The organism is Klebsiella sp. TF21-TM, assembly GCF_019753495.1.
GTDB lineage: Bacteria > Pseudomonadota > Gammaproteobacteria > Enterobacterales > Enterobacteriaceae > Klebsiella > Klebsiella quasipneumoniae.
This window is the reverse complement of the sequence record NZ_JAIJYL010000006.1, coordinates 174,197-190,158: the sequence shown is the minus strand read 5'-3', so window position 1 is coordinate 190,158 and position 15,962 is coordinate 174,197. Positions and strand designations below refer to the sequence as shown.

The window sequence follows — 15,962 nt, the reverse complement described above, 5'->3', positions numbered from 1 at the left end:
AGTTCTGGTTGCAGGCATTCACCTGTGGCTTAGCTAATACAAATGGCGTGCCAACTTTTTATCTTATTGATTTTAAACAGAGTGGTTGCGAAACAGGCAGGGCATTGCTACAGTCACCTGGTTAATCACACTACTTAATGGCGAAATTCATCATGGCGCAGTACAAGGATAATTTGCTGGGCGAGGCCAACAGCTTTCTCGAGGTGCTGGAACAGGTTTCCCGGCTGGCTCCGCTGGACAAACCGGTGCTGGTCATCGGCGAGCGCGGTACCGGGAAAGAGCTTATCGCCAACCGTCTGCACTACCTCTCCGCCCGCTGGCAGGGGCCGTTTATCTCGCTGAACTGCGCGGCGCTGAATGATAACCTGCTCGATTCGGAGCTGTTTGGCCACGAAGCCGGGGCCTTCACCGGCGCCAGCAAGCGCCATCCCGGACGCTTCGAGCGCGCCGACGGCGGGACGCTGTTTCTCGATGAGCTGGCGACGGCCCCGATGCTGGTGCAGGAGAAGCTGTTAAGAGTGATTGAATATGGCGAACTGGAGCGCGTGGGCGGCAGCCAGCCGCTGCAGGTCAACGTCCGGCTGGTGTGCGCCACCAACGCCGACCTGCCGCGGATGGTGGAGGAAGGCCATTTCCGCGCCGACCTGCTCGACCGTCTGGCCTTCGACGTGGTGCAGCTCCCGCCGCTGCGCGAACGGCAGAGCGACATCATGCTGCTCGCCAACCAGTTTGCCATTCAGATGTGCCGCGAGCTCGGTCTGCCGCTGTTTCCCGGCTTCAGCGAACGAGCCACCGCCACGCTGCTCGGCTACCGCTGGCCGGGAAATATTCGTGAACTGAAGAACGTCGTCGAGCGCTCGGTCTATCGCCACGGCGACAGCGAGCATGAACTGGACGCCATTATCCTCAACCCTTTCCGTCAGACCGCCGCCTCCGTGCCGGAGGCCGCGTCCGGGGACGAACTGCCCGCCCTGCCGCTGGATCTCCGCGATTTTCAGCTACAGCAGGAAAAACGCCTGCTGCAGCGGAGTCTGCAGCAGGCGAAGTATCATCAGAAGCAGGCGGCGGAGCTGTTGGGCTTAACCTATCATCAGCTCCGCGCGCTGCTGAAAAAGCATCAGCTGTGAGAGGCGCGCGGCAGCAGCAGCGCGCTTACCGCCATCGCCCCCAGGCATAAGGCGGCGTTGAACCACAGGGCATACTGGGCGGCATGGGCCATACCGAGCGGCAAAAACAGCGCGAAAAGTGACGCCGTCACGGCAATCCCCATCGCCCCGCCCAGCGAGCTGCCCATCTTGTAGATCCCCGAGGCGACGCCAATTTTGTTCTCCGGCGCGTTGGCCACCGCCGTATCCGTTGACGGCGTGGCGTAGCAGCCCAGCCCGAGGCCGAACAGCACATTGCTGCCGAACACCACGCCGATATAGAGCGCCTTATCGAGAAAGGTGCAGGATATCAGGCCGATGGCGATGGCGGTCAGCACCGGGCCGGCCATCATCGGCAGCCGGGCGCCGTAGCGCTGCAGCAGCTTCTCGCCGACCCGGATCATCGCCAGTACGGTAACCAGATAGCCGAGGGTCATCATTCCACTCTCCAGCGGCGTCAGGTGGTGCCCCTGCTGCAGCCAGATGCTGGCGATCATCATGGTGCCAATCGCCCCGTTGAGCAGAAAGTTCGACAGCACCGCCGCGCCGTACGCCCGGTTGCGAAACAGCGCAAAATCGATCAGCGCCGCCTCGCCTTTGCGCAGCCCGCTGCGAATAAACACCGCGCCAGCGATCAGCGCCCCCGCCAGCATGCTCAACGACAGCGGACTGCTCCAGCCCCAGCCGTGGCCTTTGCTGATAAACAGATTCACCAGCACCAGCCCGGCGATAAGGCTCAGCAGGCCGCCAACGTCCAGCTTCTGCTGGCTGGCGCTGGCGCTGCGGCTCTCCGGCGTGCCGCGCAGTAACGCCAGCGCCGCCAGGGCAACGGCGATGGAAAAGACAAAGATCCAGCGCCAGCCCAGGCCGGTGGCGATAGCTCCGCCGACGAAGGAGCACAGGCCGCTGCCGCCCCACGAGCCGATGACCCAGAAGCTGACCGCCCGCTGACGCGCGCGCCCCTGGTACCAGGTCTTAATCAGCGCCAGCGTCGCCGGCATAATGCACGCCGCCGACAGCCCCTGCAGCACCCGGCCGGCGAGGAACAGCCCCGGCCCTTGGGCCAGTACCAGCATGGCGCTGCCGGCGATGCTCAGCCCCAGCCCGAGGGTGGTCATTCGCATGCGGCCAAACTTGTCCGCCAGGCCGCCGCTGGCCACCACGAAACAGCCGCTGAACAGCGCGCTGAGGCTGACGGCCAGGGTTAAGGTCTCAAGAGAAATATCAAGACTGCTTTTCATCGCCGGCACGACGTTAATCACCGACTGGGCAAACAGCCAGAAGGTTAAAACGCTCAGCACAATCCCCACCAGCAGACGATCGCTGCCGACATAGGGGGTGTCGCTTACGGTGACAGTGCTCATTGCATGGCCCTCCCGTTTCCGGTGATTAACGCAGATAGTGTTCCGTCAGGCCGCACCACAGCGCCGCGCCGCTAAGCAACAGCGCGTCGTTGAAGTCATAGCCCGGGTTATGCACCATGCAGCGATCCGGCTCGTCGCCAGCGCCGATAGTGAAATAACTGCCGTGGGGGTGCTGCTCCAGCATGAAGGCGAAATCTTCACTGCCCATAAACGGCTTCACCTCGCCCACCTGCTCTGCGCCAAACAGCGCTGTGGCCACCTCCCGCACCATGGCGTTGGCCGCCGGATCGTTACGTAATACCGGGCTGCCGTTGACGTGGGTCAGCGTAGCCGTGGCGTTAAAGCTCTCCGCCTGAGCCACGGCAATATCATGGATCCGCTGCAGCACGGTCTCGCGTACCTGCTCATTGAGGGTGCGCACCGTGAGCTTCATCAACACATGATCGTTAATGATATTGGGCGCATGTCCGGCCTGGATGCTGCCGACGGTCACGACCGCTGGCTCAAACGGGGTGATATTGCGCGAGACGATGGACTGCAGCGCGAGGGTAATATGGCAGGCCACCAGCGTGGCATCCACCGTATGCTCCGGTACCGCGCCGTGGCCGCCAACGCCCTTCACTTCAATATGCAGCGTATCGGAGGAGGCCATCATCGCCCCGTCGCGCAGACCAATTTTACCCAGCGGCTGACCCGGCATATTGTGCAGGCCGAAGATGGCGTCGCAGGGGAACTGGTCAAACAGACCGTCCTCGACCATCACCCGCCCGCCGTACAGCAACTCTTCCGCGGGCTGGAAAATCAGCTGCAGCGTCCCGTTAAACTGGCGGGTGCGCGCCAGATATTCAGCCGCGTAGAGCAGCGTGGTGGTGTGCCCGTCATGGCCGCAGCCGTGAAAGCGTCCGTCAACCTGGCTTGCCCACGGCTTCCCGCTCCGCTCCTGCATCGGCAGGGCATCCATATCCGCCCGCAGGCCGAGGCGTTTTTTTCCTTGGCCGACGCGCAGCGTACCCACCACCCCGGTGCCCGCCAGGCCGCGATGAACCTCGTATCCCCATTCGCCAAGCAGTCGGGCGACCTCGCTGCTGGTCTGATGCTCTTCAAAGCCGATCTCCGGCTGCTGGTGGAACCGGCGACGTAAGGCAATAAATTGCGCCTCGTTGACCTGCAAGGCTTCAAGCAACGGATGTGTCATTTTTGTTATTCCTGTGTTGTGTTTGCACGACACTTTCGAGTTTATGCGGGTGAAACAGCTTTCAGGCGCGCTTTTTTGTTTTATATTGACGAGAAATGAATGAGTGTTTTTCATACATATCGGTTATGACAAAAAACAACCGGTTGCTTTTTGTCTACAGAGGAGAACCATGTGGAGCAGCATTCAGGCGACTTTAGCGTCACCGTGCGCGATGTGCGTCAGCTAAGCCAGCCGGAGAGCGATCTGCTGACGCTGCTGTGGGTGCTGGAGGGGAGCGTAAATCTGGCGGAGGCGGAAGGTGCGCCGCAGCAGCTTGCCGTCGACGGGCTGGCGATCGTTAACCGCAACCGTCGCTGGAGCCTGCGCAGCGCCGGGGGCAACGCGGTGATGATCCTCACCCTCTCCGCCAGCTGGCTGGCCCGCCTCGACAACGCCTTTTTTGCCGTCGACTACCAGATATCGCCGCGCACCCGCGATGCCGATGACGGCCTGCGCCGCCTGATGCGCCAGCTGCTGGTGAGCGGCCTGGTCAATCATCCCGGCCATTACCGGCTGGAGGCCAACCGTTGGCTGAGTGAGATAGCGCTGCTGCTGGCCACGCGCTTCAGCCAGCCCATTGCCTTCACGCCACGGCGCGATGCTGAAAAATGGAGCCGGAGGATAGCCAGCGTAGTGGCGCGGATCGACGCCAACTATCAGCGCCGTCTCTCTTTACAGGAGGTGGCGGCCGCCGAGTTTGTCTCCGAGGCCTGGCTGTCACGCCTGTTTCACAAGGAGGTTGGCGTCAGTTTTGTTCAGTACCTCACCGCGCTGCGCCTGCGCCACGCTGCCGATCAGCTGTTAACCACCCGCAAACCCGTTCAGCAAATTGCCCGCGAGCAGGGGTTCGCCAGCACGCGGATGATGAGCGACCTGTTTAAGCGCCACCATGGGGTGACGCCGCGCCAGTATCGCGAGCGGTCCCCCCGGGAGCCGGGCCGACCGCGCCCGCCGCAGGGCGATCGCTGGCAGCCGGTGGCCCTGGACCGGCTCTACGCCCGCCTTAATGAGCCGGAACAACGCGACCGGGAGAGTCAGCCGCTGTTGATCAATCCGCCGCAAACCCGGGAGATCAACCTGCACCAGCGACCGGCGCGCGCCGCGGTGCTGCGCCATACCCGGATGGTGGTGACCGTGCGCGAGCTGGACGATCTGCTGCGGGAGGACGTGCGCCGCGAACTGGAGCAGTTGCACCGCGCCCTGCCGGTGTATGCCATTGATATCAACGATGCCTTTCTCAGCAGCCGCCTGTTCGGCACCGGCTGGGACGATCCGCAGATGGCTGGCTACGCTTGCTGGTACAACCTGCAGCAGATCTTCAGCTGGCTGGCGGCGATGGGCTGGTAGGTGATCCTGCATACCGGGGTCACCACCCGCAGCGATCTGCTGCAGCGCTTCCTGCAACTCGCCGCCAACCATTTTCCACTGACGACGCTCAGCAGCTGGCGCTTTGTCTGGCACTGGTCGCCGCAGGCCAGCGAAGCGGCCCGCCAGGCCGCCTGGCGGCAGCAGCGCGAGGTTCTTCACCGTCTGCTGCCGCAGCCGCAGTTGGGGATCTGGCACCGCTTTGCCGCCAGCGCGCCCGGGGACGATCCGCTGTTCCACTCGCCGCTGCTGGCGGAAGCCGATTTTCTCGCCTGCCAGGCGGATGCCAACGAACGGCTGGATCTGGCTCAGGCGGACAGCAGCAGTCTGGCCTCCAGCGAGCACTATCCGGCGCATAAGCTGCGACAGATCCACAGCGCCCTGCGTCAACGGCAGCTTAACCTGCCGCTATGGCTGCTCTCGTGGAATACGCTGACCGGCGATACGCGGGACACCAACGGGCGCTTTTTTCGCGGCGCGCTGTTGATGGATAATCTGCTGGGGGTCGCGGACCAGGTCTGGCTGGCGGGCTTCTGGTTAAACTCCGGCCTCCAGGGCGAAGCCCGCGCCAACGGCAAGCTGGATACCTCCAGCCTGGCGCTGCACTATCTGCACGGGCTGCCGCGCCCGGTTTACTGGGTGCTGTGGCTCTGGCGACGGCTGCGCGGCGAGATCCTGTTTCACGACAAAAACCTGCTGCTGCTCCATCACCAGGGGCACTACCAGCTGCTGCTGCGCAATACGGTGGTCTACAACCCCTGGCTCTCCAGCGAAGCGGCTTTTATTCAACGCTTCAGCCAGCCGTACAGTGTGCGGCTGCAGGGGCTCAAGGGCCGCTGGCGCATCAAACAGCACCTCTTCGATCAGCACCACGGCGCGCTGTTCCCGCTGGTGGACGCCTTTCGCAGCCGCAGCGGCCCCGACGCCGAAGATTATCAGTGGCTGATGCATCAGGCCCGTCCGGCGCTCAGCGTGGAGGAAGCCCGACTCGACGGCCACTGGCTGCGGGTCGACTCGCTGGAGAGCAACGCCCTGGCCCTGTACGAATTTACCCCTCAGTACTCCCCCGATGAGGATCCCGACGCCTGAAGCAAACCGTGAATTTTGCGCTGGCTCTCCGTCGTCGCCGGGTTGAAAACCAGTAGCGACAGATCGGGGCGGCCCTCCACGGCAAAAGAGGTGAACTCCAGATCGAGCGGGCCCATCTGCGGGTGGTGAATGCGCTTATAGCCCTCGCCGTGGCCGGCGACGTCGTGGCTTTGCCAGAAACGGGCGAATTCGACGCTCTGCTGGCTGAGCTCCGCGATCAGCTGGTCAGTTTCCGTCGTGGCGCCCATCCGCGTGACGTCGGCGCGAAAGGCGTTAACGATAAGCTGCCCCACCGTCTGCCAGTCCTCCAGGGTGCAGCGGGCCTCAGGCCGGGTAAACAGGCGGCGCAGCACGTTGCGCTCCGCCAGCGGCAGCTGGCCGTAGTCGGTCAGCACCCTGGCCGCCGCCGCGTTCCAGGCGATCACGTCCCAGCTGGCGGTACGGATAATCGCCGGAATGGCGAAGGCATCGAGCACCCGCTGCAGCCGCGGCGTCATATCATCTGTGATCGTCAAACGGGTCTGCGGCGGATGGCCGAAGGCGAGTATAAACAGATGTTCGCGCTCCGGGGTGGTCAGCCGAAGACCGCGGGCGATCCGCTCCAGCACCTCGCGGGAAGGCGCCCCGCCGCGCCCCTGTTCAAGCCAGGTATACCAGGTCGGGCTGATGCTGGCGAGCTGGGCGACCTCTTCACGGCGCAGGCCCGGCGTGCGCCGGCGTCCCGCCGGGAAGCCAAACGTTGCCGGGTCGAGACGCTGGCGCCTGGCGCGGAGAAAATCACCTAAAGCATGATTGTCAGTAGTGTTCATCATCTGCCTGTAAGTCTGCCTGTTAGAATTTATACCCCGATAATGTCTCTACTTTTACAGTATGACATCGCGGGTAGGATACGCCTGATAACCCGTTCAGGAGGTTCATAATGCGTATATTTCTTACCGGCGCGAGCGGATTTATCGGCTCGCGTATTCTTCCGGCGCTGCAGGCGTCGGGCCATCAGGTTATCGGCCTCGCGCGCAGCGACGCCACGGCGCAGGCCCTGGAAGCGGCAGGGGTCGAGGTGCGCCGCGGCACGCTGGACGCCCCGGATTCGCTGCTGGCGGGCGTCGAGAGCGCCGACGCGGTGATCCATACCGCTTTCGACCACGACTTCAGCCGCTTTGCCGCCAACTGCGAGAAAGACCGCCAAGCGATCCTCACCATGGGCCAGGCGCTGCGGGGCAGCGCGCGGCCGCTGGTCATCACCTCCGGCACGCTGATGGGCGACGACGGGAGCGGCGCCCCGGCCCGCGAGTCGTGCTTTAACGCCGCGCACCCCAGCCCGCGGACCGCCTCAGAACTTGCCGGCCAGCAGCTGCTGGAGGCGGGAGTGGACGTCCGGGTCGTTCGCCTGCCGCAGGTGCATGACACCGTGCGCCAGGGGCTGCTGACCAGCTATATCGAACGCGCGGTCGCCAGCGGCGCGGTGGCCTTGCGCGGCGAGGGGAACCACCGCTGGTCCGCCGCTCATGTCGATGACGTCGCGCGCCTGTACGTCAGCGCCCTGCTGCAGGGCGCTGCGGGCGAGCGCTACCATGCGGTGGCTGAAGAGGGGATCGCGTTACGGGAGATTGCCGCAGTCATCGCCCGGGGCTTAAATCTGCCGCTGACACAGCTGGATGAAGCCCAGGCTGACGCCTGGTTCGGCTGGTTTGCCCCCTTTACCGCCCTTGACCTGCGCGCCAGCTCGGCATGGACTCGCGAGCGATTGCAGTGGCAGCCGGTCGGCCCCGGGCTGCTGGAGGATTTACGGAATATGGATTATCAAAAAGTGACATTGTCACGATAAGCAAATACTTTCCCCCCTGTATGACATCCGACGGGTAGGGTTACCCGCCCGTCGAACCCTCTGCTTTCTCCCCGCTATACTGAATTTATCCCCGGCGTTTGCGTCGCTTCCACCGTCCGGTCAACCGCGGCCAAACAGAGCTGACTGGCGATATCGGCGATAAAAAGTTACCATGTTTCATTATACAGACTCGGTTCCGCGACTATTTTAATCAATTGACTGAATACTATACGCACCCGGTAACCGCATTATCCCTCAGGCTTGTTGAAGGCGGTGGTGAATGTCTATGAATCTTAATAAGATAGAGTTCAACTCTATAATCAAACAGAAAATATGCGCCTGAAATTGTCATCTCTCCTGGCAGCGGTTTCCCTGCTGTGTGGGCAGGCTTTTGCCGCCCCTGCGCTCCCCGACCGCGCCGATATTCGCGACAGCGGTTTCGTCTATTGCGTCAGCGGCCAGGTTAATACCTTTAATCCGCAGAAAGTGAGCAGCGGCCTGATCGTCGATACGCTGGCCGCGCAGATCTACGATCGCCTGCTTGACGTCGACCCTTATACCTATCGGCTGGTCCCCGAGCTGGCGGAGAGCTGGGAAGTCCTCGATAACGGCGCCACCTACCGCTTTCACCTGCGCCGCCACGTCCCGTTTCAACACACGGCATGGTTCTCCCCGACGCGGGATTTCAACGCCGATGACGTGATTTTCACCTTTGGCCGCATTTTTAACCGCGATCACCCCTGGCACAACGTCAACGGCAGCAGCTTCCCCTACTTCGACAGCCTGCAGTTTGCTGACAGCGTGGAGAGCGTCCGCAAGCTCGATAATCAGACCGTGGAGTTTCGCCTCAAGCGGCCGGATGCATCATTCCTCTGGCATCTGGCCACCCACTATGCGTCGATTACCTCCGCCGAATATGCCGCCCGCTTAACGCAGGACGATCGTCAGGAACAGCTCGATCGCCAGCCGGTGGGCACCGGCCCGTTCCAGCTGTCTGAGTACCGCTCCGGGCAGTATGTTCGCCTGCAGCGCCACCCCGGCTACTGGCGCGGCAAGCCGTTGATGCCGCAGGTGGTGGTTGACCTCGGCTCCGGTGGAACCGGCCGCCTGTCGAAACTGCTGACCGGCGAATGCGACGTGCTGGCCTGGCCGGCCGCCAGCCAGTTGACGATCCTGCGTGACGACCCGCGCCTGCGCCTGACGCTGCGTCCGGGGATGAACATTGCCTGGCTGGCCTTCAACACCGCCAAGCCGCCGCTGGACAACCCGGAGGTGCGCCACGCGCTGGCGCTGGCCATTAACAACCAGCGCCTGATGCAGTCTATCTACTATGGCACCGCGGAGACGGCGGCGTCGATGCTGCCGCGCGCCTCGTGGGCCTACGATAACGACGCTAAGATTACCGAATATAATCCCCAGGAGGCCCGTACCCGCCTGAAGGCCCTGGGGCTGGAAAATCTGACCCTCAAGCTGTGGGTTCCCACCAGCTCGCAGGCGTGGAACCCCAGCCCGTTGAAAACAGCAGAGCTGATCCAGGCGGATATGGCGCAGATTGGCGTCAAGGTGATCATCATGCCGGTGGAGGGGCGCTTCCAGGAGGCGCGGCTGATGGACATGAACCATGACCTGACGCTCTCCGGCTGGGCGACGGACAGTAACGATCCGGACAGCTTCTTCCGGCCGCTGCTGAGCTGCGCGGCGATCGCCTCGCAAACCAACTTCGCCCACTGGTGTAACCGGGAATTCGATGACGTGCTGCAAAAAGCGCTGCTCTCGCAGCAGCTCTCCTCGCGGATGGACGCTTACAAAGAGGCCCAGCGCATCCTCGCTCGTGAACTGCCGGTCCTGCCGCTGGCCTCATCGCTGCGGTTGCAGGCCTATCGCTATGATATGAAAGGCCTGGTGCTTAGCCCCTTCGGTAACGCTTCGTTCGCTGGCGTATCGCGGGAGAAAACCGAAGAGGTGAAAAAACCATGATTATTTTTACCCTGCGCCGTCTGCTGCTGTTGCTGGTCACCCTCTTTTTTCTGACCTTTGTCGGCTTCAGCCTGAGCTACTTCACTCCCCATGCCCCGCTGCAGGGCGCGACCCTGTGGAATGCGTGGCTGTTCTGGTTTGAAGGGGTGCTGCACTGGGATTTTGGCGTCTCCAGCATTAACGGCCAGCTGATTTCCGAACAGCTGCGCGAGGTGTTCCCGGCGACCATGGAGCTGTGCATCCTCGCCTTCGGCTTTGCCCTGCTGATTGGCATTCCGGTGGGGATGATCGCCGGCGTGATGCGCAACAAATGGCCCGATACCCTGATCAGCGCCGTCGCGCTGGTCGGTTTCTCGATCCCGGTCTTCTGGCTGGCGCTGCTCCTGACCCTCTTCTTCTCCCTGACCCTCGGCTGGCTTCCGGTCTCCGGCCGCTTCGACCTGCTGTATGAGGTGAAAAACGTCACCGGTTTCGCGCTGATTGACGCCTGGCTTTCGGACTCGCCGTGGCGCCATGAGATGATCGTCAGCGCCGCCCGGCATATGGTGCTGCCGGTGCTGACCCTGGCGGTAGCCCCCACTACCGAAGTGATCCGCCTGATGCGCATTAGCACCAGCGAGGTGTATGACACCAACTACGTCAAGGCGGCCGCCACCCGCGGCGTCTCGCGACGCAAAATTTTACTGCGCCACGTGCTGCACAACGCCCTGCCGCCGGTGATCCCGCGCCTCGGCCTGCAGTTTTCCACCATGCTCACCCTGGCGATGATCACGGAGATGGTGTTCAGCTGGCCAGGGCTGGGCCGGTGGCTTATCAACGCCATTCGTCAGCAGGACTACGCGGCGATCTCCGCCGGAGTGATGGTGATTGGCGCGCTGGTGATTATTGTCAACGTGATTTCCGATATTCTCGGTGCCATGGCTAACCCACTGAAACATAAGGAATGGTATGCCCTACGATAGCGTTTATCTGGAAAAGCGTCCGCCCGGCGCGCTGCGCACCGTATGGCGTAAATTCTATGGCGACACCACGGCGATGATCGGCCTGTACGGCTGCGCGGGGCTGCTGCTGCTTTGCGTCTTTGGCGGCTGGTTCGCCCCCTACGGCATCGACCAGCAGTTCCTCGGCTACCAGCTGCTGCCGCCATCGTGGTCGCGCTATGGGGAAGTCTCTTTCTTCCTCGGAACCGATGACCTGGGGCGCGATGTGCTCAGCCGACTGCTGAGCGGCGCGGCGCCGACCGTCGGCGGCGCTTTTGTCGTTACCCTCGGCGCCACGCTGTTTGGCCTGGTGCTGGGCGTCATTGCCGGATCGACCCACGGCCTGCGCTCGGCGGTGATGAACCATATTCTCGATACCCTGCTCTCCATCCCCTCGCTGCTGTTGGCGATCATCGTCGTCGCCTTTGCCGGGCCGCACCTCAGCCATGCGATGTTTGCCGTCTGGCTGGCGCTGCTGCCGCGCATGGTGCGCTCCGTCTACAGCATGGTCCACGATGAGCTGGAGAAAGAGTACATCATCGCCGCCCGCCTCGACGGGGCGTCGACGCTGAATATTCTGCTGTTCGCCATCCTGCCCAATATCGCCTCCGGCCTGGTGACCGAGATCACCCGCGCCCTGTCGATGGCTATTCTGGATATCGCCGCGCTGGGCTTTCTTGACCTCGGCGCTCAGCTGCCTTCGCCGGAATGGGGAGCGATGCTGGGCGATGCGCTGGAGCTTATCTATGTTGCGCCGTGGACCGTGATGCTGCCCGGGGCCGCGATTATGCTCAGCGTACTGCTGGTCAACCTGCTGGGCGACGGTATTCGCCGGGCGATCATTGCCGGGGTAGAATAATGCCGTTACTCGATATTCGTCACTTAACCATCGAATTTAAAACCAACGAAGGCTGGGTAAAAGCCGTCGACCGCGTTAGCCTGACCCTGACCGAAGGCGAAATCCGTGGCCTGGTGGGGGAATCCGGCTCCGGGAAGAGCCTGATCGCCAAAGCTATCTGCGGCGTGACAAAAGACAACTGGCGGGTCACGGCCGACCGCATGCGTTTCGACGACATCGATCTGCTGCGGCTGTCGAACCGCGAACGCCGGAAACTGATCGGCCACAACGTGTCGATGATATTCCAGGAGCCCCAGTCGTGCCTCGACCCCTCTGAACGCATCGGCCAGCAGCTGATCCAGAGTATCCCTGGCTGGACCTACAAGGGCCGCTGGTGGCAGCGGCTGGGCTGGCGTAAACGTCGGGCCATCGAGCTGTTGCACCGCGTCGGGATTAAAGATCACAAAGACGCCATGCGCAGCTTCCCCTATCAGCTGACCGAAGGCGAGTGCCAGAAGGTGATGATTGCCATCGCCCTGGCCAACCAGCCGCGCCTGCTGATCGCCGATGAACCGACTAACGCTATGGAGCCCACGACGCAGGCGCAGATTATCCGCCTGCTGACGCGGCTCAACCAGAACAACAACACCACCATTTTGCTGATCAGCCACGATCTGCAGATGCTCAGCAAATGGGCGGATAAAATCAACGTCATGTACTGCGGGCAGACGGTGGAGAGCGGGCCCAGCGAAGAGCTGATCACCCTGCCGCATCACCCCTACACCCAGGCGTTAATCCGCGCGATCCCGGATTTTGGCAGCGCCATGCCGCATAAAAGCCGTCTCAACACCCTGCCGGGGGCGATACCGCTGCTGGAGCAGCTGCCCATCGGCTGTCGGCTGGGGCCGCGCTGCCCGTACGCCCAGCGCGAGTGTATTGAAACCCCGCGTCTTACCGGGGCGCGCAATCACCTGTACGCCTGTCATTTCCCGCTGAACATGGAGAAAGAGTGAAATGGTCGAAACATTGCTGGAAGTGCGCCAACTCAGTAAGACCTTTCGCTATCGCACCGGCTGGTTTCACCGCCAGACGGTGGAGGCGGTTAAGCCGCTGAGTTTTACCCTGCGCGAACGGCAGACGCTGGCGATTATCGGCGAGAATGGCTCCGGAAAATCCACCCTCGCGAAGATGCTGGCCGGCATGGTGGAGCCCACCAGCGGCGAGGTGCTGATCGATGACCATCCGCTGACCTTCGGGGATTACTCCTACCGCAGCCAGAAGATTCGCATGATCTTTCAGGATCCGTCGACGTCGCTAAACCCGCGCCAGCGCATCTCGCAGATCCTCGATTTTCCGCTGCGGCTGAATACCGACCTCGACGCCGAAGCGCGGCAGAAACAGATCATCGACACCCTGCGCATGGTCGGCCTGCTGCCGGACCACGTCAGCTACTATCCCCATATGCTGGCCCCGGGTCAGAAGCAGCGTCTTGGCCTCGCCCGGGCGCTGATCCTGCGCCCGAAGGTCATCGTCTGCGATGAGGCGCTGGCCTCGCTGGATATGTCGATGCGTTCCCAGCTCATCAACCTGATGCTGGAGCTGCAGGAGAAACAGGGTATCTCTTACATCTATGTCACCCAGCACCTGGGAATGATGAAGCACATCAGCGATCAGGTGCTGGTGATGCATAACGGGGAAGTGGTTGAGCGCGGCAGCACCGCCGATGTGCTGGCCTCACCGCTGCATGACCTGACCCGACGCCTGATCGCCGGCCACTTCGGTGAGGCTCTCACCGCCGACGCCTGGCGCAAAGACGGCAAATAGCGCCGTCTCATTCACCTCGCCCGCTGACCTCACGCCGGCGCGTGGCCAGCGGTGCGCTTAAGGATGGCCACCGCGCTGGCGATGTCCGGCGCCAGCCAGCGATCGTCCTCCCAGCCAGGCACGCTTTCGCGCAGCAGGTCTCGCGCCCGGCGCGTGCCCGCCGCCAGCTTCTGCGGCTCGTGAAAATCGAGCCCCTGGGCGGCGAGTAAATATTCGATGCCCAGGATCTGATAGAGGTTGCCCAGCAGGCGCTGCAGTTTCAGCGCTGCGCCGGTGCCCAGGCTTAAATGATCCTCCTGCAGACCCGAGGTAACAAAATTATCCAGCACCGCCGGCTGCGCCAGCTGCTTGTTTTCCGCGCACAACGATGCGGCGACGTACTGGGCAATCATCATGCCTGAATTCACGCCCGGTCGGGCGACCAGGAACGCCGGCAACCCGCTCACCAGAGGATTCACCAGCCGGTCAAGGCGTCGTTCAGCGATGGCGCCCAGCTCAGCCATGGCAATGGCCAGCAAATCGCAGGCCATCGCCACCGATTCGCCGTGCGGATGCGCCTGGGAGACCACCCGCCACTGCTCAACGGTTCCCAGGATCAGCGGATTATCAGTACAGGCGTTGAGTTCGATATTTATCTGCGTCTGCGCGTGGCTAAACTGATCGCGGCAGGCGCCATGCACCTGAGGCATCGAGCGAAGGCTTAGCGCATCCTGGGTTCGAAGTCCTTCACTTTCGGCCAGCAGACGGCTGTCCGCCAGTAGCTCACGCAGCCGCTGGCCGCTGGTCTGGATCCCGGGGCTGGCTTTCAGCGCCAGGATCTCGGCATCGAATGCCACAAGCTGGCCGCGCAGCGCTTCAAAGCTCATCGCGCCGGTGACATCGGCCCAGTTCATTAAGCGCTCGGCGTCGTCTAACGCCAGACAGGCCAGACCGGTCATGCACGGCGTACCGTTGACCAGGCTCAGCCCCTCTTTCGCTCCCGGCGCGATGGGCTGCAGATCTAGCTGCGACAGGACCTCTGCCGCTGGCCACGTTCGCCCCTGCCAGAGCACATCGCCAACCCCCATCAGGGCCAGGCCAATGTGCGCCATATGCGTTAAATAGCCAACTGACCCCTGGGAGGGCACCTGAGGGGTGACGCCATGCTGCAAAAACGCCAACAGCTGCTGCACTATCCCGGCGGAGATCCCGGATTTACCGTGGCTGAAATTGGCCACCGCGGCGCACATAATTGCCCGGGTTGGGGCGACCTCCAGCAACGGTCCCACCCCGCAGGCGTGGCTGAGCAACGTATTGCGCGACAGCTGGTGTAGCTGCGCTTCCGGCAGCGTAATATTGCACAGCGCCCCCAGCCCGGTGTTGATCCCATAGGCTACCTGGCCGGCTTTAACGATATGCTGGACAATCGCCCGCCCTTGCGCGATACGCGACCAGGCGCTGTCGCTGAGGCTCAAGGTCGCCTCGCCCCGGGCAACGCAAGCCACCTCCTGCCAGCGTATCGGCGCATCGCCCCACTGGATCATTTTCATACGACCTGTCCTGGCTGTTGGTGGCTGGAGATAAATTGCTTGAAGCGCGCGGACCCCTGGCTGCCAAACAGCGCCTCTGGCGCACCGTCGCAGTCAATCGTCCCCTGGTGCATAAAGACCACCCGGTTGGAAACATGGCGGGCGAATCCCAGCTCGTGGGTGACCACCAGCATCGTCCGTCCCTCCTCCGCCAGGCTGCGCATCACCTTTAGCACCTCGCCGACCAGTTCGGGATCCAGCGCTGAGGTAGGTTCATCAAAGAGCATGACGTCCGGCTCCATGGCCAGCGCGCGGGCTATCGCCACGCGCTGCTGCTGGCCGCCGGAGAGTTGCGCAGGATAGAAATCCTTTCGGTTCAACATCCCCACTCGCTCCAGCAACTGCTCAGCCTGTTCAATGCAGGTCCGTTTGTCCCGCTTGAGCACATAATGCGGCCCCTCAATGACATTCTGCAGAACCGTCATATGCGACCAGAGGTTAAAACTTTGGAAGACCATCCCCAGCCGCGAGCGCAGGCGCTCTATCTGCCGGGGGTTCGCCGCCAGCCGATGCCCACGGGCATGATGCTTCATTTCAATCGTCTCGCCGCCGACGCTGACCACTCCGGCATCGGGCGTTTCCAGCAGGTTAATGCAGCGCAGCAGCGTACTTTTACCGGATCCGCTGGCGCCGAGGATCGAAATGACATCGCCCTGCTGCGCCTGGATGGTGATCCCCTTCAGGACATCCAGGGAGCCAAAGGACTTATGAATATCGCTGACCGATAAGGTCACCGGACGTGAATCGAGCATC

Annotated in this window: 12 protein-coding genes and 1 pseudogene; 8 read left to right on the top strand and 5 right to left on the bottom strand. The window is 62.5% G+C overall.

The annotated features are described in order from the left end of the window. Nucleotides 1-137: 137 nt before the first annotated feature. Complete coding sequence (gene pspF / locus K5R89_RS08505) at nucleotides 138-1,127, top strand: phage shock protein operon transcriptional activator (RefSeq protein ID WP_072140441.1); 990 nt, start codon at nucleotides 138-140, stop codon at nucleotides 1,125-1,127. Here the strand turns inward: pspF and K5R89_RS08500 are convergent. Further along, nucleotides 1,118-2,509, bottom strand: coding sequence for an MFS transporter (locus K5R89_RS08500; RefSeq protein ID WP_050533916.1), 1,392 nt, complete (start codon nucleotides 2,507-2,509; stop codon nucleotides 1,118-1,120). The genes pspF and K5R89_RS08500 overlap by 10 nt on opposite strands. Before the next feature lie 25 nt (nucleotides 2,510-2,534). Further along, entirely contained in the window at nucleotides 2,535-3,704 is a 1,170-nt protein-coding gene (locus K5R89_RS08495; protein WP_023289354.1) for a M20 aminoacylase family protein, read from the bottom strand. Between the two features lie 171 nt (nucleotides 3,705-3,875). On the opposite strand from K5R89_RS08495, the pseudogene K5R89_RS08490 reads away from it, so the two are divergent. After that, nucleotides 3,876-6,197, top strand: a pseudogene (locus K5R89_RS08490) (helix-turn-helix domain-containing protein). Here the strand turns inward: K5R89_RS08490 and K5R89_RS08485 are convergent. After that, nucleotides 6,164-7,006, bottom strand: a complete 843-nt coding sequence (locus tag K5R89_RS08485; protein WP_101991859.1) for a helix-turn-helix transcriptional regulator — start codon at nucleotides 7,004-7,006, stop codon at nucleotides 6,164-6,166. The pseudogene K5R89_RS08490 and the gene K5R89_RS08485 sit on opposite strands and share 34 nt — an antisense overlap. Before the next feature lie 107 nt (nucleotides 7,007-7,113). Here K5R89_RS08485 and K5R89_RS08480 point away from each other — a divergent pair, with 107 nt between their 5' ends. The 6 genes from K5R89_RS08480 to sapF all read left to right on the top strand — a co-directional run bounded on the left by K5R89_RS08480 (nucleotide 7,114) and on the right by sapF (nucleotide 13,641). Continuing rightward, on the top strand, nucleotides 7,114-8,022 hold the full coding sequence (locus K5R89_RS08480; RefSeq protein WP_167878222.1) for an SDR family oxidoreductase: 909 nt from the start codon (nucleotides 7,114-7,116) through the stop codon (nucleotides 8,020-8,022). Between the two features lie 333 nt (nucleotides 8,023-8,355). Beyond that, entirely contained in the window at nucleotides 8,356-9,999 is a 1,644-nt protein-coding gene (gene sapA, locus K5R89_RS08475) for an ABC transporter substrate-binding protein SapA (protein WP_217259116.1), read from the top strand. After that, the gene (sapB, locus tag K5R89_RS08470; protein ID WP_017900865.1) at nucleotides 9,996-10,961 is read left to right on the top strand and encodes a putrescine export ABC transporter permease SapB; all 966 of its coding nucleotides are present in this window, start codon (nucleotides 9,996-9,998) and stop codon (nucleotides 10,959-10,961) included. Before sapA ends, sapB begins: the two co-directional genes overlap by 4 nt. Further along, nucleotides 10,948-11,838, top strand: coding sequence for a putrescine export ABC transporter permease SapC (sapC, locus tag K5R89_RS08465; RefSeq protein WP_004151901.1), 891 nt, complete (start codon nucleotides 10,948-10,950; stop codon nucleotides 11,836-11,838). The genes sapB and sapC overlap by 14 nt, the downstream gene beginning before the upstream one ends. Further along, nucleotides 11,838-12,830 (top strand): putrescine export ABC transporter ATP-binding protein SapD, encoded by a 993-nt coding sequence (gene sapD / locus K5R89_RS08460; protein ID WP_023289349.1) that lies wholly within the window; start codon nucleotides 11,838-11,840, stop codon nucleotides 12,828-12,830. The genes sapC and sapD overlap by 1 nt, the downstream gene beginning before the upstream one ends. Nucleotide 12,831: 1 nt before the next feature. Then, nucleotides 12,832-13,641 (top strand): putrescine export ABC transporter ATP-binding protein SapF, encoded by an 810-nt coding sequence (gene sapF, locus K5R89_RS08455; RefSeq protein WP_004203898.1) that lies wholly within the window; start codon nucleotides 12,832-12,834, stop codon nucleotides 13,639-13,641. A gap of 29 nt (nucleotides 13,642-13,670) precedes the next feature. Here the strand turns inward: sapF and hutH are convergent, their stop codons facing one another. Together hutH and K5R89_RS08445 are read right to left on the bottom strand one after the other, a co-directional pair. Beyond that, entirely contained in the window at nucleotides 13,671-15,170 is a 1,500-nt protein-coding gene (hutH, locus tag K5R89_RS08450) for a histidine ammonia-lyase (protein WP_180401841.1), read from the bottom strand. Next, nucleotides 15,167-15,961: an ABC transporter ATP-binding protein gene (locus K5R89_RS08445; RefSeq protein WP_017900863.1), complete on the bottom strand. Its 795-nt coding sequence runs from the start codon at nucleotides 15,959-15,961 to the stop codon at nucleotides 15,167-15,169. The genes hutH and K5R89_RS08445 overlap by 4 nt, the downstream gene beginning before the upstream one ends. Between the last annotated feature and the right edge of the window lies 1 nt (nucleotide 15,962).

Excerpts from the sequence above, each read along its gene's own strand:
- hutH (WP_180401841.1), bottom strand. The coding sequence starts at position 15,170 with ATGAAAATGATCCAGTGGGGCGATGCGCCGATACGCTGGCAGGAGGTG.
- K5R89_RS08445 (WP_017900863.1), bottom strand. The coding sequence starts at position 15,961 with ATGCTCGATTCACGTCCGGTGACCTTATCGGTCAGCGATATTCATAAG.
- sapC (WP_004151901.1), top strand. The coding sequence starts at position 10,948 with ATGCCCTACGATAGCGTTTATCTGGAAAAGCGTCCGCCCGGCGCGCTG.
- sapF (WP_004203898.1), top strand. The coding sequence starts at position 12,832 with ATGGTCGAAACATTGCTGGAAGTGCGCCAACTCAGTAAGACCTTTCGC.
- K5R89_RS08495 (WP_023289354.1), bottom strand. The coding sequence starts at position 3,704 with ATGACACATCCGTTGCTTGAAGCCTTGCAGGTCAACGAGGCGCAATTT.
- pspF (WP_072140441.1), top strand. The coding sequence starts at position 138 with ATGGCGAAATTCATCATGGCGCAGTACAAGGATAATTTGCTGGGCGAG.
- sapB (WP_017900865.1), top strand. The coding sequence starts at position 9,996 with ATGATTATTTTTACCCTGCGCCGTCTGCTGCTGTTGCTGGTCACCCTC.
- K5R89_RS08485 (WP_101991859.1), bottom strand. The coding sequence starts at position 7,006 with ATGAACACTACTGACAATCATGCTTTAGGTGATTTTCTCCGCGCCAGG.
- sapD (WP_023289349.1), top strand. The coding sequence starts at position 11,838 with ATGCCGTTACTCGATATTCGTCACTTAACCATCGAATTTAAAACCAAC.
- sapA (WP_217259116.1), top strand. The coding sequence starts at position 8,356 with ATGCGCCTGAAATTGTCATCTCTCCTGGCAGCGGTTTCCCTGCTGTGT.
- K5R89_RS08500 (WP_050533916.1), bottom strand. The coding sequence starts at position 2,509 with ATGAGCACTGTCACCGTAAGCGACACCCCCTATGTCGGCAGCGATCGT.